Source organism: Actinomadura sp. NPDC023710 (assembly GCF_040639875.1).
GTDB lineage: Bacteria > Actinomycetota > Actinomycetes > Streptosporangiales > Streptosporangiaceae > Spirillospora > Spirillospora citrea.
In genome coordinates this window covers 112,219-132,579 of the sequence record NZ_JBFAGB010000017.1, presented here as the reverse complement: position 1 = coordinate 132,579, position 20,361 = coordinate 112,219, and the positions used below count along the sequence as shown (strand labels likewise).

At 70.1% G+C, this 20,361-nt stretch carries 23 protein-coding genes and 1 tRNA gene; 8 read left to right on the top strand and 16 right to left on the bottom strand.

The window, feature by feature from the left end:
- Nucleotides 1-125 precede the first annotated feature (125 nt).
- The 3 genes from AB0H37_RS21335 to AB0H37_RS21325 are packed head-to-tail and all read left to right on the top strand — an operon-like array spanning nucleotide 126 to nucleotide 1,721.
- The gene (locus AB0H37_RS21335) at nucleotides 126-752 is read left to right on the top strand and encodes a hypothetical protein (protein ID WP_329095104.1); all 627 of its coding nucleotides are present in this window, start codon (nucleotides 126-128) and stop codon (nucleotides 750-752) included.
- Entirely contained in the window at nucleotides 742-1,245 is a 504-nt protein-coding gene (locus tag AB0H37_RS21330) for a hypothetical protein (protein ID WP_360614593.1), read from the top strand. The genes AB0H37_RS21335 and AB0H37_RS21330 overlap by 11 nt, the downstream gene beginning before the upstream one ends.
- Nucleotides 1,242-1,721 (top strand): hypothetical protein, encoded by a 480-nt coding sequence (locus AB0H37_RS21325; RefSeq protein ID WP_360614591.1) that lies wholly within the window; start codon nucleotides 1,242-1,244, stop codon nucleotides 1,719-1,721. Before AB0H37_RS21330 ends, AB0H37_RS21325 begins: the two co-directional genes overlap by 4 nt.
- Before the next feature lie 93 nt (nucleotides 1,722-1,814).
- Here AB0H37_RS21325 and AB0H37_RS21320 read toward each other — a convergent pair whose 3' ends face one another.
- The 7 genes from AB0H37_RS21320 to AB0H37_RS21290 all read right to left on the bottom strand — a co-directional run bounded on the left by AB0H37_RS21320 (nucleotide 1,815) and on the right by AB0H37_RS21290 (nucleotide 8,915).
- Complete coding sequence (locus tag AB0H37_RS21320; RefSeq protein WP_360614589.1) at nucleotides 1,815-2,834, bottom strand: aminotransferase class V-fold PLP-dependent enzyme; 1,020 nt, start codon at nucleotides 2,832-2,834, stop codon at nucleotides 1,815-1,817.
- 127 nt (nucleotides 2,835-2,961) lie between these two features.
- Nucleotides 2,962-3,969, bottom strand: coding sequence for a hypothetical protein (locus tag AB0H37_RS21315; protein ID WP_360614588.1), 1,008 nt, complete (start codon nucleotides 3,967-3,969; stop codon nucleotides 2,962-2,964).
- A gap of 345 nt (nucleotides 3,970-4,314) precedes the next feature.
- The gene (locus tag AB0H37_RS21310) at nucleotides 4,315-5,064 is read right to left on the bottom strand and encodes an amino acid ABC transporter ATP-binding protein (RefSeq protein WP_360614586.1); all 750 of its coding nucleotides are present in this window, start codon (nucleotides 5,062-5,064) and stop codon (nucleotides 4,315-4,317) included.
- Nucleotides 5,061-5,969 carry an amino acid ABC transporter permease gene (locus tag AB0H37_RS21305; RefSeq protein ID WP_360614584.1) on the bottom strand — a complete coding sequence of 303 codons (909 nt, stop codon included), beginning with the start codon at nucleotides 5,967-5,969 and terminating at the stop codon, nucleotides 5,061-5,063. The genes AB0H37_RS21310 and AB0H37_RS21305 overlap by 4 nt, the downstream gene beginning before the upstream one ends.
- Nucleotides 5,930-6,784 carry an ABC transporter substrate-binding protein gene (locus AB0H37_RS21300; protein WP_329095116.1) on the bottom strand — a complete coding sequence of 285 codons (855 nt, stop codon included), beginning with the start codon at nucleotides 6,782-6,784 and terminating at the stop codon, nucleotides 5,930-5,932. The genes AB0H37_RS21305 and AB0H37_RS21300 overlap by 40 nt, the downstream gene beginning before the upstream one ends.
- A gap of 49 nt (nucleotides 6,785-6,833) precedes the next feature.
- Nucleotides 6,834-7,664, bottom strand: coding sequence for an SAM-dependent chlorinase/fluorinase (locus AB0H37_RS21295; RefSeq protein WP_329095117.1), 831 nt, complete (start codon nucleotides 7,662-7,664; stop codon nucleotides 6,834-6,836).
- Nucleotides 7,665-8,486: 822 nt separating this feature from the next.
- Complete coding sequence (locus AB0H37_RS21290) at nucleotides 8,487-8,915, bottom strand: hypothetical protein (RefSeq protein ID WP_329095120.1); 429 nt, start codon at nucleotides 8,913-8,915, stop codon at nucleotides 8,487-8,489.
- Nucleotides 8,916-9,028: 113 nt separating this feature from the next.
- Between AB0H37_RS21290 and AB0H37_RS21285 the strand changes: the two genes are divergently transcribed.
- Together AB0H37_RS21285 and folP are read left to right on the top strand one after the other, a co-directional pair.
- The gene (locus AB0H37_RS21285; protein WP_329095122.1) at nucleotides 9,029-10,186 is read left to right on the top strand and encodes a hypothetical protein; all 1,158 of its coding nucleotides are present in this window, start codon (nucleotides 9,029-9,031) and stop codon (nucleotides 10,184-10,186) included.
- Nucleotides 10,187-10,332: 146 nt separating this feature from the next.
- Nucleotides 10,333-11,139, top strand: a complete 807-nt coding sequence (folP, locus tag AB0H37_RS21280; RefSeq protein WP_360614581.1) for a dihydropteroate synthase — start codon at nucleotides 10,333-10,335, stop codon at nucleotides 11,137-11,139.
- On the opposite strand, the gene AB0H37_RS21275 is transcribed toward folP, so the two are convergent.
- Nucleotides 11,136-11,792: a dihydrofolate reductase family protein gene (locus AB0H37_RS21275; protein ID WP_360614579.1), complete on the bottom strand. Its 657-nt coding sequence runs from the start codon at nucleotides 11,790-11,792 to the stop codon at nucleotides 11,136-11,138. The genes folP and AB0H37_RS21275 overlap by 4 nt on opposite strands.
- Nucleotides 11,793-11,890: 98 nt before the next feature.
- Between AB0H37_RS21275 and AB0H37_RS21270 the strand changes: the two genes are divergently transcribed.
- Together AB0H37_RS21270 and AB0H37_RS21265 are read left to right on the top strand one after the other, a co-directional pair.
- A complete protein-coding gene (locus AB0H37_RS21270; protein ID WP_360614577.1) occupies nucleotides 11,891-12,640 on the top strand; it encodes a glycosyltransferase in 750 nt (249 codons plus the stop codon).
- A 185-nt stretch (nucleotides 12,641-12,825) separates the two neighbouring features.
- Entirely contained in the window at nucleotides 12,826-13,332 is a 507-nt protein-coding gene (locus AB0H37_RS21265; protein ID WP_360614575.1) for a hypothetical protein, read from the top strand.
- Nucleotides 13,333-13,569: 237 nt separating this feature from the next.
- Here AB0H37_RS21265 and AB0H37_RS21260 read toward each other — a convergent pair.
- From AB0H37_RS21260 to nagA, 4 genes are all read right to left on the bottom strand, one after another.
- A tRNA-Ala gene (locus AB0H37_RS21260) sits at nucleotides 13,570-13,643 on the bottom strand.
- 47 nt (nucleotides 13,644-13,690) lie between these two features.
- Nucleotides 13,691-14,227, bottom strand: coding sequence for a hypothetical protein (locus tag AB0H37_RS21255; protein ID WP_360614573.1), 537 nt, complete (start codon nucleotides 14,225-14,227; stop codon nucleotides 13,691-13,693).
- Between the two features lie 215 nt (nucleotides 14,228-14,442).
- On the bottom strand, nucleotides 14,443-15,072 hold the full coding sequence (locus AB0H37_RS21250) for a GNAT family protein (RefSeq protein ID WP_179832575.1): 630 nt from the start codon (nucleotides 15,070-15,072) through the stop codon (nucleotides 14,443-14,445).
- A gap of 82 nt (nucleotides 15,073-15,154) precedes the next feature.
- Nucleotides 15,155-16,291 (bottom strand): N-acetylglucosamine-6-phosphate deacetylase, encoded by a 1,137-nt coding sequence (gene nagA / locus AB0H37_RS21245; protein ID WP_360614571.1) that lies wholly within the window; start codon nucleotides 16,289-16,291, stop codon nucleotides 15,155-15,157.
- 95 nt (nucleotides 16,292-16,386) lie between these two features.
- Here nagA and AB0H37_RS21240 point away from each other — a divergent pair, with 95 nt between their 5' ends.
- Nucleotides 16,387-17,220: a DeoR/GlpR family DNA-binding transcription regulator gene (locus tag AB0H37_RS21240; RefSeq protein ID WP_360614569.1), complete on the top strand. Its 834-nt coding sequence runs from the start codon at nucleotides 16,387-16,389 to the stop codon at nucleotides 17,218-17,220.
- On the opposite strand, the gene AB0H37_RS21235 is transcribed toward AB0H37_RS21240, so the two are convergent.
- Genes AB0H37_RS21235 through galU form a run of 4 tightly spaced genes read right to left on the bottom strand, consistent with a single transcriptional unit; the run spans nucleotide 17,217 to nucleotide 20,330 of the window.
- Nucleotides 17,217-17,684 carry a MogA/MoaB family molybdenum cofactor biosynthesis protein gene (locus AB0H37_RS21235; protein WP_179832573.1) on the bottom strand — a complete coding sequence of 156 codons (468 nt, stop codon included), beginning with the start codon at nucleotides 17,682-17,684 and terminating at the stop codon, nucleotides 17,217-17,219. The genes AB0H37_RS21240 and AB0H37_RS21235 overlap by 4 nt on opposite strands.
- Nucleotides 17,685-17,692: 8 nt before the next feature.
- Nucleotides 17,693-18,163: a cyclic pyranopterin monophosphate synthase MoaC gene (gene moaC, locus AB0H37_RS21230; protein WP_329098396.1), complete on the bottom strand. Its 471-nt coding sequence runs from the start codon at nucleotides 18,161-18,163 to the stop codon at nucleotides 17,693-17,695.
- Nucleotides 18,164-18,168: 5 nt separating this feature from the next.
- Nucleotides 18,169-19,377, bottom strand: coding sequence for a gephyrin-like molybdotransferase Glp (gene glp, locus AB0H37_RS21225; protein WP_179838388.1), 1,209 nt, complete (start codon nucleotides 19,375-19,377; stop codon nucleotides 18,169-18,171).
- A gap of 26 nt (nucleotides 19,378-19,403) precedes the next feature.
- The gene (galU, locus tag AB0H37_RS21220) at nucleotides 19,404-20,330 is read right to left on the bottom strand and encodes a UTP--glucose-1-phosphate uridylyltransferase GalU (RefSeq protein ID WP_179832571.1); all 927 of its coding nucleotides are present in this window, start codon (nucleotides 20,328-20,330) and stop codon (nucleotides 19,404-19,406) included.
- Nucleotides 20,331-20,361: the final 31 nt, after the last annotated feature.

Here is a 20,361-nt window from a genome sequence, read left to right as displayed (position 1 = left end):
GCATGCAGGATCGGAAAAGACCGGTTCATGGCTGGGAAGGGACAGTTCGCTTTCCAGCCGCGCGGGTATGCGGCGCCGAGAGAGGTACCGGCCGTCCGGTATCGCACTCCGGGAGGAGGGCACGCATGTTTCGTGTACATCCGGTCAGCACGGTCCGTTCATCCGACCCGGTCGGCGTCCCGCGGCGCCGTCGGTCGCGGGTCCCGGCGCCGGCGTGGCCGCTGGTGGTCTCCGCGGCTGCCGTGGTCGCGGTCGCCGGATGCGGCGGCGGGTCGAGCAACTCGTCCAACCAGAAGACGTCGCCCGCGCCCCCGCCATCGCCCTCGGCCACCGCCACCGCCACCGGCGGCGGCGCGCCCGGTGCGACGACCAAGACGGCGAACGTGGGGCAACTGGGACAGATCGTGGTCGACGGCCAGGCCCGGACGGTGTACCTGTTCCAGAAGGACACGGGGACCACGTCGTCCTGCTCCGGGTCGTGCGCGGCGGTGTGGCCACCGGTCACGACCAACGGAAAGCCTCAGGCCGGTTCAGGTACGGACGCGGCGAAGCTGGGCACCACCAAGCGGAGCGACGGCACGACCGAGGTCACCTACAGCGGGCATCCTCTCTACTATTACGCGCCCGACGGCACCAGCAGCGGCAGCGCCAAGGGACAGGGCCTCAACCAGTTCGGCGCCAAGTGGTACGTGCTGTCCCCGTCCGGTGCTCCGGTGACGAAGCAGCCGTCGGGTGGCGGTGGTGGCTACTGAGATGCGCCGTCCCCGGACGGCGCGGTTCGGCGGGAGGCTTCTCGCCGCTTCGCTCGCGGCGACGGCGCTCGCCGGTTGCACGACCGCGACCAACTCGCAGAATCCCGGCCGGACGCAGATCAGTTCGGCCCAGGTGCCGCACCTCGGGCAGATCCTGGTGAACGGGACGGGACGAACGCTGTACCTTTTCGTCGCCGACCCACCGAACCAGTCGACCTGCTCGGGGGCATGCGCGAGCATCTGGCCACCGGCGACCACCCAGGGCGCCCCGACCACGGCCGGAAGCGCCCAGCAGTCCCAGATCGCCTCGATCAGCCGCTCCGACGGGCCCCCGCAGATCGTCTACGGGGGCCACCCGCTGTACTACTACCAGGCCGACACCGGACGCGGCGACACCCACGGCCAGGCCCTCACCCAGTTCGGCGCCGAGTGGTACGCCGTCTCGCCCCAGGGCCAACAGGTCCAGAGCGGAACGAGCGCGGGATCGCCATGAGCAATGTGCTGCGCTATCTGGGCGTGCTGCTGCTGTTCGGCATCGGCGCGGTCCATCTCTACGAGTACTTCGCGGACCACTACCGCGTCATCCCGGTCATCGGCGTGCTGTTCGTGCTCAACTTCGCCGGCGCGGTGGTGCTGGCGCTCGCCCTGGCCGGTCCGCTGAGATCCCTGCCCGGCCTCTCCTCCGTGCCGGTCGTCGGTCGCGCACCCCACGCGCTCGTGGCGCTCGGAGCGATCGTCTTCTCGCTGGGAACCCTCATCGGTCTTCTGATCAGTGAGCAGGGCACGCTGTTCGGGTTCCACGAATACGGCTACCGGACCACCGTCATGCTCGCGCTCGGCCTGGAGTCCGGCGTCGTCGTCGTGCTCAGCGCCTTTCTGGCACTCGAAGCACGCCGGCTGCGTCCCCCTCCCGGAGCGGGCGGAAGCCGAGCGTCCCGGCGCGACCAGCATGTCCCACCCCATCGATGAGACTGCGCTCATGAGGGGCCGTGGCCCAAGCGCGTGAAGCGTCGCGTCACCGGTTTCGGTGAAGTCCGGCCAACCGGCGTCTGCACGCCGAGCTCAGACCAGGGCCGCGATGGCGGCGTCGACGTCGGCCTCGGTCGTGTAGAGGTGGAAGGCCAGGCGCGCCATGCCCTTGCGGACAGATGCCCGGATGCCGGCCGCCGCGAGCCCCTCGGCCGCGCCGGGCCGGGTGACGCTGACGATCGCGCTGTCGCCGGGCGGCATGCCGAGGCCGGTCCGGAACCGGTTCGCCATCCGTACGTCGTGCTCGTGGATCGGGCCGATGCCGACCTCCAGGAGCAGTTCCAGCGTGGGGGCGGCCGCGACGTAGGAGAACCAGGGAGCGGCGATGTCGAACCGGCGGGCGTCCTTCGCCAGCCGCAGCGGCGGGCCGTACGAGGCGTCGCCGTCACCGGCGTACCAGTTGGCGGCGAGCGGCCGTACGCGGTCGCGCACGTCCGGGCTCATGTAGCAGAAGGCGGTACCGCGCGGGCACATCAGCCACTTGTAGGCCGAGACGGCGAGGACGTCGAAAGGCGTCGCGTCGACCGGGAGCCAGCCGACCGCCTGGGTGGCGTCGCCGACGACGAGAGCGCCGTGCGCCCGCGCCGCCGCGACGACCTCGTCGACGGCGGCGACCTCGCCCGTCGCGGACTGGACCAGGCTGAAGGCGACCGCGTCCGTGCGCTCGTCGATCGCGCCGGGCAGGTCGGACGGCGGCACCGTGCGCACGTCGAGATCCTGCACGAGCCAGGGGAACAGGTTCGACGTCTGCTCGATGTCGGGGACTACGACGCGCGAGCCGGGCGGCAGCGAGGCGGCGACCGGGGCCAGCACCTGCGAGGCGGAGGCGCCCACGGCCACGTCGTCGGCCGCGACGCCGACCAGGCGCGCGAAGGCGCCGCGCGCGCGGCCGGTGGACCGGTCCCACTTGTCCCAGCCGTTGGCCCCGCGACGCCACTCCCCCAGCGCGCCCTGCAGCGCCTCGAACGCCGGTTCCGGCGGTATGCCGTAGCTCGCGGTGTTCAGCCATCCCGGCTCCGGGTCCCACATGCGTACCGCTTCGCCCAGCTTCACCCTGGTGAGCCTAGAGCCCGTGCGCGAACGAGTGTGGGGAGGGGCGGCGGCCCCTCCCCACTGGTGGTGATTGTTCCAGGTTCCGGGCCGCGGCACATGTGCCGCGGCCCGCCTGGCCGGTGTGCCCTCAGGCGGGCCTTTCCCTCTCCTTGGAGAAGAACCGGTCCCCCTCCTTGAAGCTGAACGAGTCGTCCCGTTCGAACACTTCGATGATCGGGTTCTTCGCGGCGACGATCGCCGCGAGGAGGACCAGGGCCATTCCGCCCCAGCCCCAGCTGTCGGGAGCCTGCACCGCGCTCAGCACGCCGGCGAGGGCCCCGAAGAAGCCGACGAGAGTGCCCATCAGACTGTCGAACAGATAGAACACGCCCGACGCGTCTTCTGAGATCTTGTCGGCCACCCAGGCGCCGATGAGCGTCGGCACCGCGAAGGACAGGATGCCGGCGATGGAGCCCAGCATGAGCACCTTCCCCGACAGCTCGGAGAACCCTCCGCCGAGGACGAAGCTCATTCCCCACACCGCGAGAGCGGTGAAGGGAACCGCGAACAGGTCCGCGACCGCCAGGATCCTGAGCCTCTCGTTCAGCGAGTAGCGGTCGTTGTAGACGCAGCTGAGATAGTTCCAGAACGACCACGCCCCGAGCACGCCGCACGCGATTCCGAAAACGGTTTCCTTGTCGAAGTGCCTGAACTCGCCAAGGGGGTTGTTGACGGCCATGACTCCCGCGAACGCGACGACGCGAAGCGCGATGTTCAGGGCCGCGTTCCGAAGAACACGCTTCGGCATCTCGCTGCGATGCCGCAGGACCGTCCACAGGTTGCTGCCCTTGCAGCACAACGGTCCCAGGGCGGACATGGTGATGATCGTCCCCATGCCCAGGGTCTGGGCACCGTACGGATATGCCGCGTTGAGCACCAGGATGCCGGCCGCGAGGCGCAGGACGATCACACGGTCGTAGGCCGTGAGCGATCGGACCGGAAGCAGGCTTCGGGTCTTCACCATCACGCAACCCGCGAGCACGAGGGCCCCGACCGCGCCCGTGACCAGTCCGCTGGCGAGCGGATCGGCCACGGTGTTGAAAGCCCAGCCGATCTGCTGGATCAGCAATTCGAAGAGTACGACGACGCCGTACACGATTTCTCCTTTGAGACACCCCCCGCCCTGAGGACGGAGGTGGCTGTGGTCCGCGGACCACGGCGTGTTCTGGCAGACCGCGCCAGGACACGCCGGGGTTCCGCGGAACCCGAACATGTCCCGGCACATGAGCCGGAACAGTGATGACCGTGCGGAGGAAAGCAGCGGGCGCAGCGCGGAGGACGAAGAAACGACGCAGATCACACGGTCGGCGCAGGGCCGACCGGGGTCATGAACGTGAACAGGCGGCACCCTCGTTCACGCGAGGATGCCGCCTGGTACAGCGGTGAAAGAGTTCGGCAGCCGGCCACCCGGATCCGCCGCGCCCGTCCCGGGCGCCGGGGTTCAGAGGCGGCGGGACTCCAGGACGCGGCTCAGGAACTCGCGGGTGCGCGGCTCGGTGGGCTCTTCGAAGATCTGCTCGGCCGGGCCGCGCTCCAGCAGGACGCCGTCATGGAGGAAGCAGACGGTGTCGGCGATGTCGCGGGCGAAGCCCATCTCGTGCGTGGCCAGGATCATCGTCATTCCGGAGTCCTTGAGCTCCCGGATGATGCCCATGACCTCGGTGACGAGTTCGGGGTCGAGCGCGGAGGTCACCTCGTCCAGCAGGAGCAGGCTCGGACGGGTGGCCATGGCCCGGATGATCGCGACCCGCTGCTGCTGGCCGCCCGACAGCCGGTCGGGGTACTCGCCGGCCTTGTTCGCCAGGCCGAACCGTTTGAGCAGCTCGTGCGCCTGATCGGTGGCCTCCGCCTTCGGTCGCTTGTGGACGCGGACGGGCGCGAGGGTGATGTTGTCCAGCACCGACATGTGCGGGAACAGGTTGTACGACTGGAACACCATCCCGATCCGCTTGCGGACCTCGTCGGGGTCCGCGCCGGGGTCGGTGATGTCGTCGTCCTCCAGGAAGATCGCGCCGTCGTCGACGGTCTCCAGGACGTTCACGCAGCGCAGCAGCGTCGACTTGCCCGATCCGGAGGCGCCGATGAGGCAGACCACCTCGTGCGGCGCGACGTCCAGGTCGACGCCGCGCAGCACGGGGTGGGCGTGGTAGGTCTTCCACACGCCCTGGATGCGCACCAGCGGTGTGCTCATCGGCCGCCTCCGGGAGCGCGGCGGCGTTCGGCGCGCGCCGCGAGATGGTCGGTGAACCGGGCCATCGGCACCGTCAGCGCGACGAACAGCACCGCCGTGGCCAGGTAGGGGGTGTAGTTGAAGGTCTCGGCCGAGTGGATCTGCGCCTGACGCAGCGCCTCCAGCGGGCCGAGCACCGCGACCAGCGCGGTGTCCTTCTGCAGCGAGGCGAAGTCGTTGAGCAGCGGCGGGACGACCCGGCGCACCGCCTGCGGCAGCACCACGTACCGCAGGCTCTGGGCCTTGCTGAGGCCGAGCGAGCGGGCCGCGGCGCGCTGGCTGGGGTGGATGGAGTCGATCCCCGCCCGGAACACCTCCGCGACATAGGCCCCGTAGGAGAGGACGAGCGCGAACCCTCCCAGCACCGCCGGGCTCTCGGGGACGCCCTGCAACCGCAGCGCCGGGAGCCCGAACCCGACCAGGTACACCAGCAGGATCGTCGGAATGCCGCGGAACACGTCGGTGTAGGCGACGGCCAGCGCCCGCAGCGGGAACAGCAGCGGGGTCCGCAGCCCCCGCGCGAGCGCCACCAGCAGCCCCAGCACCAGGATCGCCACCTCGGCGATCAGGAAGATCCGCGCGTTCAACCAGAAGCCGCGCAGCACGTCCGGGAACGCGCCGGTGAGCTCGCCCCAGTTGAAGAACGTCTCGTGCACGCGCGGCCAGCCCGGCGACCCCACGACCACGACCACCAGGACCGCGACGCACAGCGCCGTCGAGGCCGCGGCCACCGACCCGGAGCGGACGTCGGCGCGGCGGCGCCGGCGCTCCCGTTCGCGCTGCCGCTCACTCTTGACCCAGGCGGTCTGGCCGCCCGCCTGCGCGGTCACTTCAGGACGGGCGCGCCGGCCGACGCGGTCAGCCATTGCTGCTGGATCTTCGCCAGCTCACCGGAGGACTTCAGCTGCCCGATCGCCTGGTTGAGGCAGCCGGCGAGCCCGCTGCCCCGCTCCATGAGCAACCCGAAGTGCTCGGCGGAGCCGCCCTGCGACTGCGGCAGCTGACCGACGATCTTGGAGTCGTCGATCTGCGCGGCGGTCACGTAGAAGGCGGTCGGCAGGTCGACCACCAGCACGTCCACCTGCTTGTTCTTCAGCGCGTTCACCGCATCGATCTGCGTGTTGAAGATCTTCGGCTCGTTCCCGGGCTTGATCTGGTCGCTCACCGCCCGCAGCGACGTCGTCCCCACCTGCACGGCGATGCGCGCCTTGCTCAGCTCCGCGACGGTCTTCGCGTTCTCGAACTTGCCGCCCTTGAGCGTCACGACGCCCTGCTGCACGTCGTAGTAGCCGTCGCTGAACGCCACCGCCTTCTCGCGTGCGGGCGTGACCGAGATCTGGTTGATGTCGAAGTCGAAGGTCTTGGGACCCGGCGCGTACGAGGACTCGAAGGACTGGGTCTTCCACACCACCTGGTCCTTGCTGAACCCGAGGCGGCCGGCGACCGCGTAGGCGACGGCGCCCTCGAAGCCCTGCCCGTTGGACGGGTCGTCGTCCTTGAACCACGGTTCGAACGCCGGCTTGTCGGTCGCGACGGTGAGCTTGCCGGCGGACTTCAGCGGCAGTTTGTCCTTGGCGCAGGAGGCGGGACTCTTGCTCGCCGAGGCGTTGGATTCTTCGTCCTGCGGAGCGCAGGCGCTGACGGCGAGGGCGAGCGCGGCGGCGCCGGCGAGCGTTGCCACGAGGGGACGGCGGGTCACAGGAGATGCCTCCGGCGGTGAGGGTTGCGGATCATGGATGCGGCACCGCGCGCAGAGTGAGGGTCCGCGCGCCGGCCAAGCCGAGGACTTCGATGGCGCGTCCCTGGTTGACGCCCAGGGCGAGCCATCCGGACGAGTCGGTCCACAGCAGCGGCTCCCCGACCGCGACGCTGCCGAAGGTGAGCTGGAACGGGACGCGGATCGTCCGGGACGGTGCGTCTGCAACGTTCCACTCCACGTCGAGAGGGGTGCCCGGCTCCAGCGTGCCGAACGCCGCCGCCAGGTCGCCGCGCTCCGCGCCCAGCACCTGGCTTCCGAACCGGTCGGTGTACAGCACGGGAACGGTCAGCTCGCCGGGCCGGATCACCGGGGGCGGGACGTCCAGCGGCAGCGGCTCGACGGACGCACCGAGATCCGCCGCGTCCACCCCCGCCGCGACGTGCGCGGCCGCGGGAGCGAACACGTCACGCCCGTGGAACGACGTCGAGACCCCCGGAAGCCGGTAGGCCGGGTTCTCCAGCGCATACGCCCCGGCGATCCCGCCCAGCGCCTGCGCCGCCGGCACCAGCAGCCCGTTGTCGGGCCCGACCAGCACGTCACCGCGGCCCGTCACGATCGCCAGGGGCCGGCGCGACGTGCCCACCCCCGGATCCACGATCCCGACGTGCACGCCCACCGGCAGGTACGGCAGCGCCTGCCGCAGCAGCATCGCCCCCTCCCGCACGTCGAACGGCGTGATCTCATCGCTGAGCACCAGCACGTTCGCGTCCGGAGCGATCCCGTACACCACCCCCGCGCAGATCGCCGTGTACGCCGCACCGAAGTCGGTCGCCAGGCTGACGAACGGACGACTTTGCGGCATGGGAGACCTCATGAAACGGAAGGGATGGGTGGTACAGAAGTGAAAATCCTACCAAGTCGATAGATTAGCCACCCCCACCGCCTCCCGCTCAGCAAGCCCGACCTCCGTCCCACAATGTGAGACGACCGTCTTGCCGCCGAACTCCAGCACATGGCGCACCGAAGCAGATGAGCCCCGCCCGCAGAAGCCCGACACCGTCGACGTCGAGGCGGCAGGCCGGTGACACGGCCGAGCCGAGGCACCGGACCACAATGCCTCATCTTGCCGGTCCTAAATCTCAGGGGACGGTCGTCCCCGAGAGGAGGGCTGGTGCCTGGTGAGCCCCGCGGGGGCGGGGCCGGCAGCCAGCCAGAAACAATGCAGAACAAGACAACCGGGTGGATCGCGGGAGCGATCCTCCTTCTCATAGTCGGCGGCACGGGGAGCACCGGACTCCCCGGGTCCGGGTCCACCTCGGGCGGCTCGAACGGTCCCGCCGCTCCGCCCGCTGGAACCAGCGGGAAGGGGCAGGTGACCTCCCGCCTCTGGCAGACCGATCACTGGAAGATCTTCCTCCAGGACGGCAGCACGATCGATCTGTCCCAGGACGCGGGTCGCAACTGCAGCGCCGGCAGCGTCTATCCCAAGTGCAAGGGATAGATCCAACCGATTGATCGGGAGTTCCCGGGGGCGCACCTGCCCCGGGAACTCCCACCCTGTCGGAACGAGTCCGTGAGCCAACTGCTGCCGACGTTCCGTCTTCCGGGTGGGGCACTGCGTTCCACGGCGTCCCTCCTCACCCTGCGAATCTGGGTGATGCGAGATCGCACTCCCGGTCGCCTTCTACGGGCGACGGCCGCGCGTACTTGGCGCGGCCGTGTGGTGCGGGTGTCCGTGGGTGCGCCGCTCCTCCTTGAGCCGAGCCTCGTGGAGGTGCCGTCTACCAGCAGTCAGCAACTCTCGTACGCGCGCCTCATAACGCCGGAGCGGCTCGTAGTAGGTGTCTTCGTACTCCTCGATCGCCTGGAAGGTCCAACGGTCCGGGAGGACGTTGCGGCCCACGAGTTCGCGCGACAACTCGTCGGCAAGGTCCTGGTGACCGGCCTGGGCGAGCAGCGCGGCCGCATCGCCCAACTCGAAGTCCGCCTTGCCGGTGAGCTGATGCCATGAGTAGAGATGGCCTCTGGCCCGCTCGATGGTCTCCAGGGCTTCGCTCAGCTTGCCCACGGCGCTCACGGTGGCCTCGTCGGGCTCGGGACTGCCAGCGATCATGCGGGCTTACCTTCCCCTCTGACCTCCGATGATGCGCTCCTGGGCGCCTCCGCGCCGACCTGCGGCCTAGACTGCTGGGCCGGTTCAGGTCGCTTCGGACGGCAAGGGGTCTCATGGATAACGGCGTCCCGCCTCAACGGCAGAGCCCGGAGAGCGACCAGCTCGCGGAGCGCATGGAGGCGGCGCCCGACCGGGAGAAGGCGTCCATCCTTGTCGACCACTTCGCGGAGGCCACCGCCGGCCCCCCGTCGGCGTGGGTGGACGGGTTCGTCTCACGGGTCGAAGAGTTCGGGCTCCCCGTGCGGCAGATCCGGACGGCGGCGACAGACCTCGCCTGGCTGGCTCGGAAGAACGGTCAGGGCTACCTGGACGGGGCCGACCGGGCGCGGATCCTGGCAGCGAGCAACACGCGTACCGCGCGGCTGTGCCTGGCCTACGTCCATGGCCAGCGCCTGCGCTTCGACTTCAAGTTCGCACAGCTCCACCGCCTTTGTGTCGACTGGCTGGCGGAGTTCGAAGATGACGCCCTCGTGCTGAGCTTCGCGGCCTTCGCCGCGCTCGGCACGCGTGCCACGAACGGGCTCAGCATGTTCCGGCGGGCGGTCGACGCTCCCGACGCGGACAACAGGAGCAACCAGGTGCTCCTGACGGGAATCAATTTCGCCGACCACTTGCCGGAACAGCCGCAGATGATGCTGGATCTGTCCGACGAGATGATGGCGCGCGGCCAGGAAAACGCGATCGTCTATTACCGGCGCGCGACGGCTTATCGGAAGCTGGCCCGTTACGGTGAAGGGCTCCACGAGATGGACCGGGCGATAGACGCCCTCGCCCCCGGCGACGTTCTGGTGCACGAGCAGTTCACGCAGGAGCGGCGTTCGATCATTCTGGCCCAGGATTTGCAGAACCAGATCGAACGCAATGCCCAGGCCGTCGCCGACTCCATCGCCGCCCAGGTGGACGAGAGGCTCGCGGCGGCCTCGGCCGAGCTCGAACAACGGCTCGACGAGGCGTCGCTAAGGCTCGCCCAGCGCATCGACGCAGCGCAGGAGATGGTCTCGTCCGGCCTGCTCAAGATGGTGGAGATACTCGGTCTCTTCGTCGCCCTCGTCGGTTTCATCGCCGGATCCGGGGCGGTGGTGATCAAATCGCACAGCCTCCAGGAGCGGGCGCTCTCCATGCTCCTGGTGGTCGGCGGGGCTTTGATCTTCTTCGCTCTCCTGCGGCTCGTCACCACGGTGGGACGGCGGCAGGTACGAGCGGAGAGGTAGCCGCCCGCCGCCTTGCTATGCTGACGCCAAGTTCGACTTAGGCGGCTAATGTGAGCGAAATAAACGCTATCTACTACCCTGAGCTTATTTACCCCGAACGGACGATCGGGCAACGCACGTTCGATTTCTCGCGGCAGGTCGCCGTGATGGCGATAATCAACCGCACCCCCGATTCATTCCACGACCAGGGCCGCACATTCGCCCTGGACAAGGCTTTGATCGCAGTAGAGAACGCGCTCGTCCATGGAGCCGACTGGCTGGACATCGGCGGTGTCCCCTTCGCTCCGGGGCCCCCGGTGAGCGTCGAAGAAGAGATCGACCGCGTGGTGCCCGTCGTCGAGGGCGCCCGCTCCCGCACGGACGCGGTGATCTCCGTCGAGACGTACCGCCCCGAGGTCGCTCGCGCCGCCTTCGCCGCCGGCGCCGACGTCCTGAACAACACGAGCGGACTGCACGACCCCGCCCTCGCCGATGTGGTCGCAGAGGCCGGCGCGACCCTCATCATCACCCACAGCCTCGCCGACCCCCGGACTCCCTACCCTCGTCCGCAGTACGACGACGTGGTCACCGAAGTCGCCGAGTTCCTGCGTCAGCGGGTCGCCCTGGCCGAGAAGCACGGTGTGCCGGCGGACCGGATCGTCATCGACCCCGGCCACGACCTGAACAAGAACACCTATCACTCACTCGAACTGACTCGCCGTCTCCCGGAGATCGCACAAATCGGCTACCCGATGCTCGTCGCGGTCTCCAACAAGGACTTCATCGGCGAGACCCTGAAACGAGACCAGCAGGACCGCATCGAGGGCACCATCGCCACCCTCGTCGTCTCGATCCTGAGCGGCGCACGCATCGTGCGGGTTCACGACGTCACCGAGGCAAAGCAAGCGGTGAACATGGTCGAGAGCATCCTCGGCTGGCGTCCCCCCGCCTACGTCCGTCACAACCTCGTCTAGCCCTGGGCCATGCGGTACCGCAGGAACAGATAGTTCTCGTCCTGGATCGCGTGGCACAGCTCCATGCGCTGCATGTCGATGACCGGACCATCCAGAACGCGGGCGGCGTCGCCGGCGGTGATGACCGGACTCACCGTCAGACACAGCTCGTGCAGCCAACCCGCCGCGGCGATCTGAGCGAGCACGACCGGGCCTCCCTCGCAGAGCTGCCGCTGGTAACCCTTGTCGGCCAGCCGCTGCAACGCCATCCCCATATCCGTGGAGTCACCGCCGCACACGATGACCTCAGCGCGCTTCTCGGCCTCGCGCAGACGCTCGGCCGGTGCCGCGCCGCACGTGATGACGACCGGCGGGGAGGGCGCCTCGGTGAACAGCGGTCCGTCGAAGTCGAGCCGCAGGCTCCGCGACACGATCGCCAGCTTCGACGCCTCCGTCGGGTACGTCCCGTACTCCCGGACGGTCGTGGCCCCCATGATCACAACGTCGGCCAACGTCCTGAGCCGCTGCATGAGAGCCCAGTCCCCCGCATACCCGAGTGCGCTGGTGCTCCCCTGGTACTGGATCCCGCCGTCGAGCGACGCGATCATGTTCGCCCGCAGCCACGGTGTCGTCTCCGGATAGGCGTACTGCTCAAGCATCGCGCTCACGTCCATCTGAGCACTGTAAAGGCTGCCGTCTCCCCGCCCCCGCCTCGGGCCATGTGATGATCAAGGCCGTGCGCCCGGCGCCGCCGCTCACGAGGAGGAGTGCCATGCCGCTGATCTCGATCATCACCGCCGTACGGGAGCCGATACCCGACTACCTGCGGCAGGCCGCTGCGAGCGTCGCGGCTCAACGCCTCCCACCCGGCTGGGACCTTGAATGGCTCGTCCAAGAGGACGGGGACACGCCGGCGGCCCGCGATCTATGTCCGGGTGCGCTTTATGAGGCGAACGGCGCCCAACTCGGCACCGGAACAACTCGGAACTTCGCACTGAGCCGGGCACGCGGCGAACTGGTCGCGGTGCTCGACTATGACGACGTCCTTCTTCCCGACGGCCTCGCAACGCTCATCCCCGCCTTCGAGGAACATCCCGGCATCGGCTGGACGATCGGCCAGGCGGACGACCTGATTGACGGACGCCGCGTGCGCTACCCCCTGGCCTACCCCTGCGGCATGGTGCCCGCGGGAACGATCGGCCGTTTGTACGAAGAGACGGGACTATGCCAAGCGGCCTGCGCCGGCCTCATAGCCCCCGCGAATCTGATTCGCGCCTTCGGCGGTTGGGGCGCCCTTCCTCGTGCGCAAGACGTGGCCCTCTTCATAGCACTCAGCGAAGTCTTCGACGGCTACCAAGAACCCTCCGTGACCTGGCTCTACCGCAAGCACCCAGATCAGAGCACCCACCCCACAAAGATCGACACATGGGGCCGGCACCAGGACCGCTTCATCCGCCACCGCCTCAACGCCATCCGCACCGGCAACCTGCTCCCCCGAGCCGCTGACCACACCTTCCCCTGAGGCGGCCGAGCTTCTGCTTTTCAGGAATGGCAACCCTTCGGCGACCAAGGTCCGGACGGTGCCCGGCGTGCGCCTGCGGTGCTGCTCGGTCTTGCTCGACGGTCCATCGCCGACGTGGATGAGAGGAACGGCTCATCCGCCTTCCGATACTTCCCACGCCTTGCGTGCTCTGGTCCACTGACGGGGTGAACGCCTTCTTCGCCAGCGCACTCGCGGTTGCCGGAACCCTCCTCGGCTCCGCCCTGACCCACCTGTTCCAGGTCAGGCAAAGCCGCCGAGCCGAAACAAGGGAGATGTTTCAGCGCCTACGTCAGGAACGCCTGTCGGCTTACACAGAATTCGTCGCCGCCGCCACCGACTACCACCGTTCCGCCTTGACTCACTGGTATCGCAAGCATGAGGGCCAGGAGGGGCAGGACTTCCTGGACGCGCGCGCCGAGGCTGACCGGTTGCAGGCCGTCGTCGACCGGGCCATCACCCAGATCCGGCTGCTCTCCAACGACAACTTCTTGATCGCTGCTGCGCAGCAGGTTCGAAGTTCCGCTGAAGGGATCCGAAAGGCGGAGTCCCGTGGGGAACGGGATGCCCAGGGGGAACACTGTCAGGCCGCGCTCGACCAGTTCATCGACCACGCGTCCGACCAACTGATCCCCCAGTCTGGCTTCGGCCCCAACTGGCAGTTGGGGGCGTAGCCCCCTCCCCCATGCCAGCCCCTCGGCTACTGCCGGGGACAGGGGCGCTACCTGGCGGAGCACCTTTCGCCCGTGAGGCTTGGGCTACCAGAGTCGAGAGACGTGCACGGCGCGACGTCCCGTAGCGGCGGCTGGGTCGGTGGCCGGAGCGCGCCGTCTGGTGGCGACGTGGTGGCAAATGATCAAAGGCCGGTCTAGGATCTCTCCTGAACCAGCCTGTGACCTGCGTGTTCTCGGTGGAGCTGAGGGGATTTGAACCCCTGACCCCCTCGATGCGAACGAGGTGCGCTACCGGACTGCGCCACAGCCCCGAGGACTCCGTAAGGTTAGCAAACATCGGGGAGTGCTCGCGCACCGGTTATTCGCCGACGGCGCGGCGGTCGTCGGCGTACTGGTCGAAGACCTCGTCGGGGGTGACGAGCTCGATGACCTCGGCGGGTTCGGCGGTCTCGGCGGCGCGGCGGGCCTCCAGGGCGCGGGCGCGGGCCGCGGCGCGGGCCTGGGCCATGGCGCGGCGGCGGGCGGTGTCCATGCCCACGGCGACGCGCAGGAGCGCCAGGTGGCCGGACAGGAGCAGGACGGGGGGCGCGGTGACCCACCAGGGCGTGAGGCCGGAGGCGGCGACGGCCGCGGAGGTGAGGAGGAGCGCGGCGAGGCCGGTGGTCCGGCGGCGGCGCCGGGCGATGACGGTGGCGCGGCTCACCGGGCGCCGCGGCGCGGGGATCTCCTCCTCGCGGAGCGTCTCCTCCTCGTCGTCCTCGGCGGCGGGCTCGTCGGGGCGCTTGTGGAGGAGGCGGGAGATTCCCGTGGTCTCGGTGTCGCGGCGCAGCCACATGGGTACCAGGACGACGGCCCAGACGGCGACGATCGCGAGGTAAAGGACGGCGCTGCTCATCGGCCCCACCGTTCCAGGGCACACTCGCCAGGCGGGCCGACTTTCGGCGCGCGAACGTGCAATGGGAGCAGGGCCACGCCCCGCACGGTACGAGGGGCTGTCAGAGGTTGACGAGCATAAGGGGCGGTGTGTCGCGAGATCGATCTCGCCGTTACTCTCCGTTTGCCGGGACTTCTCGATCGCAGGATTCTTACGGCGGGAAAGTCATGGGCCGCTCAGGTGCGCCGGGGAAATGCCTGTTTCCGGTCTGCCAGCCAGCGGGCGCGCAGGCCACCGGGCACGTCCTCGACGGTGAGGGCGTAGCAGATGTGGTCGCGCCAGGCGCCGTCGATGTGCAGATGGCGGCGCCGAATTCCCTCTTCGCGGAATCCGAGTTTTTCGACGACGCGGCGGCTCGCGGTGTTCTCCGGACGGATATTGGCTTCGAGGCGGTGCAGGCCGACGGTGAAGAAACAGTGGTCGACGGCGAGGGCGACGGCAGTGGGAATGACGCCGCGGCCGGCGACGCGCCTGTCGACCCAGTAGCCGATCTGCGCGGACCGAGCCGAACCCCAGACGACCGCGCCGATGGTGAGCTGCCCGGCGAAATCGCCCTCGTGGGTGACGACCCACGGAAGGGCGAGGCCGTGGCGGGCCTCGCGGCGCATGGTGTGGACCATGCTGACGTACGGTCCGAGGCCGCTGCGGAACAACGGCGTCTCGGGGTTGGTGGGCTCCCAGGGGCGGAGCCAGTCGGCGTTGCGGACCCGCAGATCGCGCCAGACGGCGGCGTCGCGGTGCCGCAGCGGGCGCAGCCCTACAGGGCCCTCGGTCAAGGTGACCGGCCATCCCCGCAAACGTTCCACGGTTCCATGATTCCCTGGTCGGATGTCTGAACGCCATATTGTCCCCGAGAAATCGGGCACGCGGGACGTTCGACCACCGCCGTCACAGGCGTCGGCCCCGTTTCATCACCCAGTCGACGCGCAGGTCGTCGTCCAGGACGACCAGGTCGGCGTCCTTGCCGGGCTCCAGTGACCCGACGCGCGCGTCGATGCCGAGAGCGCGCGCCGGGGTGAGGGACGCGGCCTCGGCGGCGCGCTCGACCGGCAGGCCGAGGTCGGCGACGGCGCGGCGGAAGGCGTCCGCCATGGTGATCGTGCTGCCCGCGATGGACGTCCCGCCCGCGAGGGCGGCGCGGCCGTCGCGGACCTCGACGTCCATCACGCCGAGGCGGTAGTCGCCGTCGCCCATCCCGGCGGCGGCCATCGCGTCGGTGATGAGCGCGACGCGGGGCGTGGCGGCGAACACGAGGCGGGCCACGGCGGGGTCCACGTGGACGCCGTCGTTGATCAGCTCCACGGTGACCCGGGGGTCGTTCAGGGCGGCGGCGACCGGCCCGCCCTCGCGGTGGTGCAGCGGGCGCATCGCGTTGAACAGGTGCGTCGCCACACGCGCGCCCGCGTCGAACGCCGCCCGGGCCGACCGGCCGGTGCCGTCGGTGTGGCCGACGGCCGCGATCACGCCCGCGTCCACCGCCTCCCGGACGAGGTCGAGGGCGCCCGGCAGCTCGGGCGCGAGGGTGATCATGCGGACGTGCCCGCGGCCGAGGCGGACGATGCGGCGGAACTCGGCGGGGTCCGGGTCGCGCAGGAGCGCCGGGTCGTGCGCGCCGCAGCGCGAGGGGGCCAGGTAGGGGCCCTCCAGGTGGACGCCCGCGATCACGCCGTCGGCGGCGAGGTCGGCCAGGCCCTCGACGGCACCGGCCAGTTCCTCCGGGTCGCCGGTGACGAGGCTCGCCATCGTGGTGGTGGTGCCGTGCGCGAGGTGGAAGGAGGCGGCCCGGTGGGCCTCGTCCGGGCGTCCGAGCTGGTAGGAGGCGCCCGCACCGCCGTGGACGTGCATGTCCACGAAGCCGGGCACGACGTGCCGTCCGGCGAGGTCGATCACTTCGCCGGAGCCGGGGCCCGGGGCGGCCGCGATCGTGCCGCCGGCGATGTGGAGGGCGCCGTCGCGGACGCCGTCCGGGAGGACGATCCGCGCGTTGGTCAAGGAAACGGCGCCCTCATCGTCCGGCTTCGCCATGGAATCCCCTCAATGCATGCCTATGATCGATCCTGATTGTTCCATGGCCATAACGCTCAGGTAAGACCAGGGGCGCGCACGGCTAGACTCCGCGGATGACCACGTCCCCGGACTCCCGTCCACCCGCAGGAAAGGGGGCCGGTGTGACCCGGCACGAGCGCTGGAACGCGCTGCTCGAACTGCTCGCGGACGCCGGGCGGCTGAGCGTCGAGGAGGCGTCCCTGCGCGTGGGGGTGTCGGCCGCGACGATCCGCCGCGACTTCGACCAGCTCGCGCAGCAGCAGATGCTGACCCGCACGCGCGGCGGCGCCGTCGCGCAGAGCGTCAGCTACGACCTGCCGCTGCGGTACAAGGCGGCGCGGCACGCGTCGGAGAAGCAGCGGATCGCGGCGGCGACCGCGGAGCTGGCCGAACCGGGGTCGATCATCGGGCTGAACGGCGGGACGACGACCTCGGAGGTCGCCCGGGCCCTCGCCACGCGCGCCGACCTGCACGCCGAGGGGCCGACCCCGGCGATCACGATCGTGACGAACGCGCTGAACATCGGCAACGAGCTGGCCGTCCGGCCGCACGTGAAGATCGTCCTGACGGGCGGGGTGCCGCGCCCGCAGTCCTACGAGCTGACGGGGCCGCTCGCCACCGGCATCTTCGACCACGTGACGCTGGACGTGGCGGTCATCGGGGTGAACGGGCTGACCGCGCGGCACGGCGCGACCTGCCACAACGAGGGCGAGGCGGTCGTGAACCGGCTGATGGCCGAGCGCGCCGACCGGGTGGTCGTGGTGGCGGACGGCTCCAAGATCGGGCACCGCGCGTTCGCCCGCATCTGCGGCACCGACGAGATCGACGTCCTGGTGACGGACGCGACGGCCCCCGAGTCCGAACTCGCCGCGTTCACCGAGGCCGGCGTCCACGTCATCCGCGCCTAGCCCCGCGGGTGGTCGCCGCCGTTGATCTGGTCCACCGCGTGGGGCAGGACGCGGGCCAGGACGGTCATGCCGTCGCGGACGCCGCCGGTCGAGCCGGGCAGGTTGACGATGAGGGTGCGGCCCGCGATGCCGGCGAGGCCGCGCGACAGGATCGCGGCGGGCACCTTCTCGCGGCCCTCCAGGCGGATGGCCTCGGCGATGCCCGGGACCTCCCGTTCGAGGACCGGCCGGGTCATCTCGGGGGTCTGGTCGGTCGGGGTGAGGCCGGTCCCGCCGGACGTGACGACGACGTCGTAGCCCGCGGCGACCGCGTCGCGCAGGACGCCGGTGACCGGTTCGCCGTCCGGGACGACGACGGGGCCGTCCACCTGGCAGCCGATGTCCTCCAGCATCTCGACCAGCACCGGGCCGGACCTGTCCTCGTAGACGCCGGCCGCGGCGCGGTTGGAGACGGTGACCGCCATCGCCCTGATCACCGGCGCCACACCCCGGTCTTGCCGCCGGTCTTCTCCTCGACCCGGACGTCGGTGATCACGGCGGCGGGGTCGACGGCCTTCACCATGTCGACCAGCGCGAGCGCGGCGACCGTGACGGAGGTGAGCGCCTCCATCTCCACGCCGGTGCGGTCGGCGGTGCGGGTGACGGCCGTGATCGCGACGCCGTCGTCGTCGATGGCGAGGTCGACGGTGACGCCGTGCAGCGCGATCGGGTGGCACAGCGGGACGAGGTCGGGCACGCGCTTGGCCCCCATGATCCCGGCGATGCGGGCGACGGACAGCGCGTCGCCCTTGGGGATGTCGCCCGCGCGCAGGAGGTCGACGCATTCGGGCGACAGGCGGACGAACCCCGTCGCCGTCGCCGTCCGGGACGAGACGTCCTTCGACGACACGTCGACCATGCGGGCCGATCCCTTGTCGTCCAGATGGGTGAACTCGGACCCCATGGCACTCATGACGGCAACCTCATGACCTCGACGTGCGAACCGGCTGGCATGGCTTCGACGTCCTCCGGAATCTCGATGAGCGCGTTCGCGGACGACAGGGACCCGAGCTGGTGCGAGCCCTGCACGCCGGCCGCCGTGACGGTGTAGAAGCCCCGCGTGAACGAGAGTCTCCCCCGCAGGAAGTGGCGGAGCCCCGCGGGCGACTTGATGTCCTCGGCGACAACGGCGCTCACCGTGGGGAGCGGTTCGGGCGGCAACCCTTGCATGACACGCAGGGCGGGACGGACGAACACCTGGAACGACACGTACGCGCTGACGGGGTTGCCCGGGAGCGTGAAGACGGGAACGCCTTCCAGGAGGCCGAACCCCTGCGGCTTGCCGGGCCGCATCCGCACCTTGTGGAAGGCCACGGTCCCGGTGCCGGTGAGCACTTCCTTGACGACGTCCCTGGTGCCCATGGAGACGCCCCCGGTCGTGACGATGGCGTCGGCCCGGACGAGCTGGTCGTGGAGCATCTCCAAGACCTTGGCGGGTTCGTCCTGCACCGTGGCCTGCCGGAAGCCCGTTCCCCCTGCCTCGACCACGGCGGCGGTGAGCATGAAGCTGTTGGACTCCCAGATCTGGCCGGGTGCCAGGGAGGTGCCCGGCTCGCGCAGTTCGTCGCCCGTGGAGACGACCACGATGCGCGGTTTCGGCCGGACGGTCACCCGGGACCGCCCGACCGCCGCGAGCATGCCGATCTGCGCGGCGGTGATCCGGGCGCCGGCCTCGGCGACGACCTGCCCGGCGAGGACGTCCTCCCCCGCCCGCCGGATGTAGTTGCCCGGCGGGGCGGCGCGCGAGATCCGGACGGTGGCGTTGCCGCCGTCCGTCCACTCGACGGGGATCACCGCGTCGGCGCCGGCCGGCAGCGGCGCGCCCGTCATGATCCGGGCGGTCAGGCCCGGCCGGATCGCCGACACGCCGGAGTCGCCCGCGACGATGTCGCCGACGACGGGCAGCGAGACGGGACCGGCCTCGGTGGCCGCCGCGATGTCGGCCGCGACGACGGCGTAGCCGTCCATCGCGGAGTTGTCGAACGGCGGCAGCGGCATCGGCGCGGACACGGACTCGGCGAGCACCGAGCCGTGCGCCTCCAGCAGCGCCAGCTCGAGCGGCGGCAGCGGCGCCACGCTGCCGAGGATCTCCGTCAGATGCTCGTCGACCGTTCTCATAGCCACGGCCCCAGTCTGACGCCTCGTCACGAATCCGTTGTGTCGCCCACGCCGTCCTGCGTCCGGACGAATTCCCGCAGCCACGGCAGGAACTCCGGCGCCAGGTCGGGCCGTTCCGCCGCGAACTGGACGACCGTCCGCAGGTACTCCAGCTTGTTGCCGGTGTCGTAGCGGCGGCCCCGGAACTTGACCCCGTAGACGCCGCCGCCCTGGTCGGCGGGCATGTCGGCGAGGGTGCGCAGCGCGTCGGTCAGCTGGATCTCGCCGCCGCGGCCGGGCGGGGTCTTCTCCAGGACGTCGAACACCGCGGGGTCGCAGACGTAGCGGCCGATGATGATCCAGTTGCTGGGGGCCTCCTCGGCGGCGGGCTTCTCCACGAGGTCGGAGATGCGGACGACGTCCTCCTCGTCCGTCGCCTCGATGGCCGCGCACCCGTACGCCGACACCTGGTCGGGCTCGACCTCCATCAGCGCGATGACGCTGCCGCCGTGCTGGCCGCGCACCTCGATCATGCGCTGCAGCAGCTTGTCGCGGGCGTCGATCATGTCGTCGCCGAGCAGCACCGCGAACGGCTCGCGGCCGACGTGCTGGCGGGCGCAGTGCACCGCGTGCCCGAGGCCGCGCGGTTCGCCCTGCCGGACGTAGTGCATGATCGCCAGATCGCTGGACTCGTGCACGGCCTCCAGGCGTTCGTCGTCGCCCTTGGCGCGCAGCGCCTCCTCCAGCTCGTACGCTCGGTCGAAGTGGTCCTCGATGGACCGCTTGCTGCGCCCGGTGACCATCAGGACGTCGGTCAGCCCGGCGTCGACCGCCTCCTCCACGACGTACTGGATCGCCGGTTTGTCGACGATCGGCAGCATTTCCTTGGGAGTCGCCTTGGTCGCGGGCAAGAATCGGGTACCGAGGCCGGCCGCCGGGACGACCGCTTTGAGCACTGGTGCAATGTCGGCCATATACACGACCCTAGCCATCCACGAGGACCAC

Excerpts from the sequence above, each read along its gene's own strand:
- AB0H37_RS21335 (WP_329095104.1), top strand. The coding sequence starts at position 126 with ATGTTTCGTGTACATCCGGTCAGCACGGTCCGTTCATCCGACCCGGTC.
- AB0H37_RS21325 (WP_360614591.1), top strand. The coding sequence starts at position 1,242 with ATGAGCAATGTGCTGCGCTATCTGGGCGTGCTGCTGCTGTTCGGCATC.
- AB0H37_RS21310 (WP_360614586.1), bottom strand. The coding sequence starts at position 5,064 with ATGAGCACACCGCTGGTGCGCATCCAGGGCGTGTGGAAGACCTACCAC.
- AB0H37_RS21305 (WP_360614584.1), bottom strand. The coding sequence starts at position 5,969 with ATGGCTGACCGCGTCGGCCGGCGCGCCCGTCCTGAAGTGACCGCGCAG.
- AB0H37_RS21295 (WP_329095117.1), bottom strand. The coding sequence starts at position 7,664 with ATGCCGCAAAGTCGTCCGTTCGTCAGCCTGGCGACCGACTTCGGTGCG.
- AB0H37_RS21290 (WP_329095120.1), bottom strand. The coding sequence starts at position 8,915 with ATGATCGCTGGCAGTCCCGAGCCCGACGAGGCCACCGTGAGCGCCGTG.
- AB0H37_RS21285 (WP_329095122.1), top strand. The coding sequence starts at position 9,029 with ATGGATAACGGCGTCCCGCCTCAACGGCAGAGCCCGGAGAGCGACCAG.
- folP (WP_360614581.1), top strand. The coding sequence starts at position 10,333 with ATGGCGATAATCAACCGCACCCCCGATTCATTCCACGACCAGGGCCGC.
- AB0H37_RS21275 (WP_360614579.1), bottom strand. The coding sequence starts at position 11,792 with ATGGACGTGAGCGCGATGCTTGAGCAGTACGCCTATCCGGAGACGACA.
- AB0H37_RS21270 (WP_360614577.1), top strand. The coding sequence starts at position 11,891 with ATGCCGCTGATCTCGATCATCACCGCCGTACGGGAGCCGATACCCGAC.
- AB0H37_RS21255 (WP_360614573.1), bottom strand. The coding sequence starts at position 14,227 with ATGAGCAGCGCCGTCCTTTACCTCGCGATCGTCGCCGTCTGGGCCGTC.
- nagA (WP_360614571.1), bottom strand. The coding sequence starts at position 16,291 with ATGGCGAAGCCGGACGATGAGGGCGCCGTTTCCTTGACCAACGCGCGG.
- AB0H37_RS21240 (WP_360614569.1), top strand. The coding sequence starts at position 16,387 with ATGACCACGTCCCCGGACTCCCGTCCACCCGCAGGAAAGGGGGCCGGT.
- AB0H37_RS21235 (WP_179832573.1), bottom strand. The coding sequence starts at position 17,684 with ATGGCGGTCACCGTCTCCAACCGCGCCGCGGCCGGCGTCTACGAGGAC.
- moaC (WP_329098396.1), bottom strand. The coding sequence starts at position 18,163 with ATGGGGTCCGAGTTCACCCATCTGGACGACAAGGGATCGGCCCGCATG.
- glp (WP_179838388.1), bottom strand. The coding sequence starts at position 19,377 with ATGAGAACGGTCGACGAGCATCTGACGGAGATCCTCGGCAGCGTGGCG.
- galU (WP_179832571.1), bottom strand. The coding sequence starts at position 20,330 with ATGGCCGACATTGCACCAGTGCTCAAAGCGGTCGTCCCGGCGGCCGGC.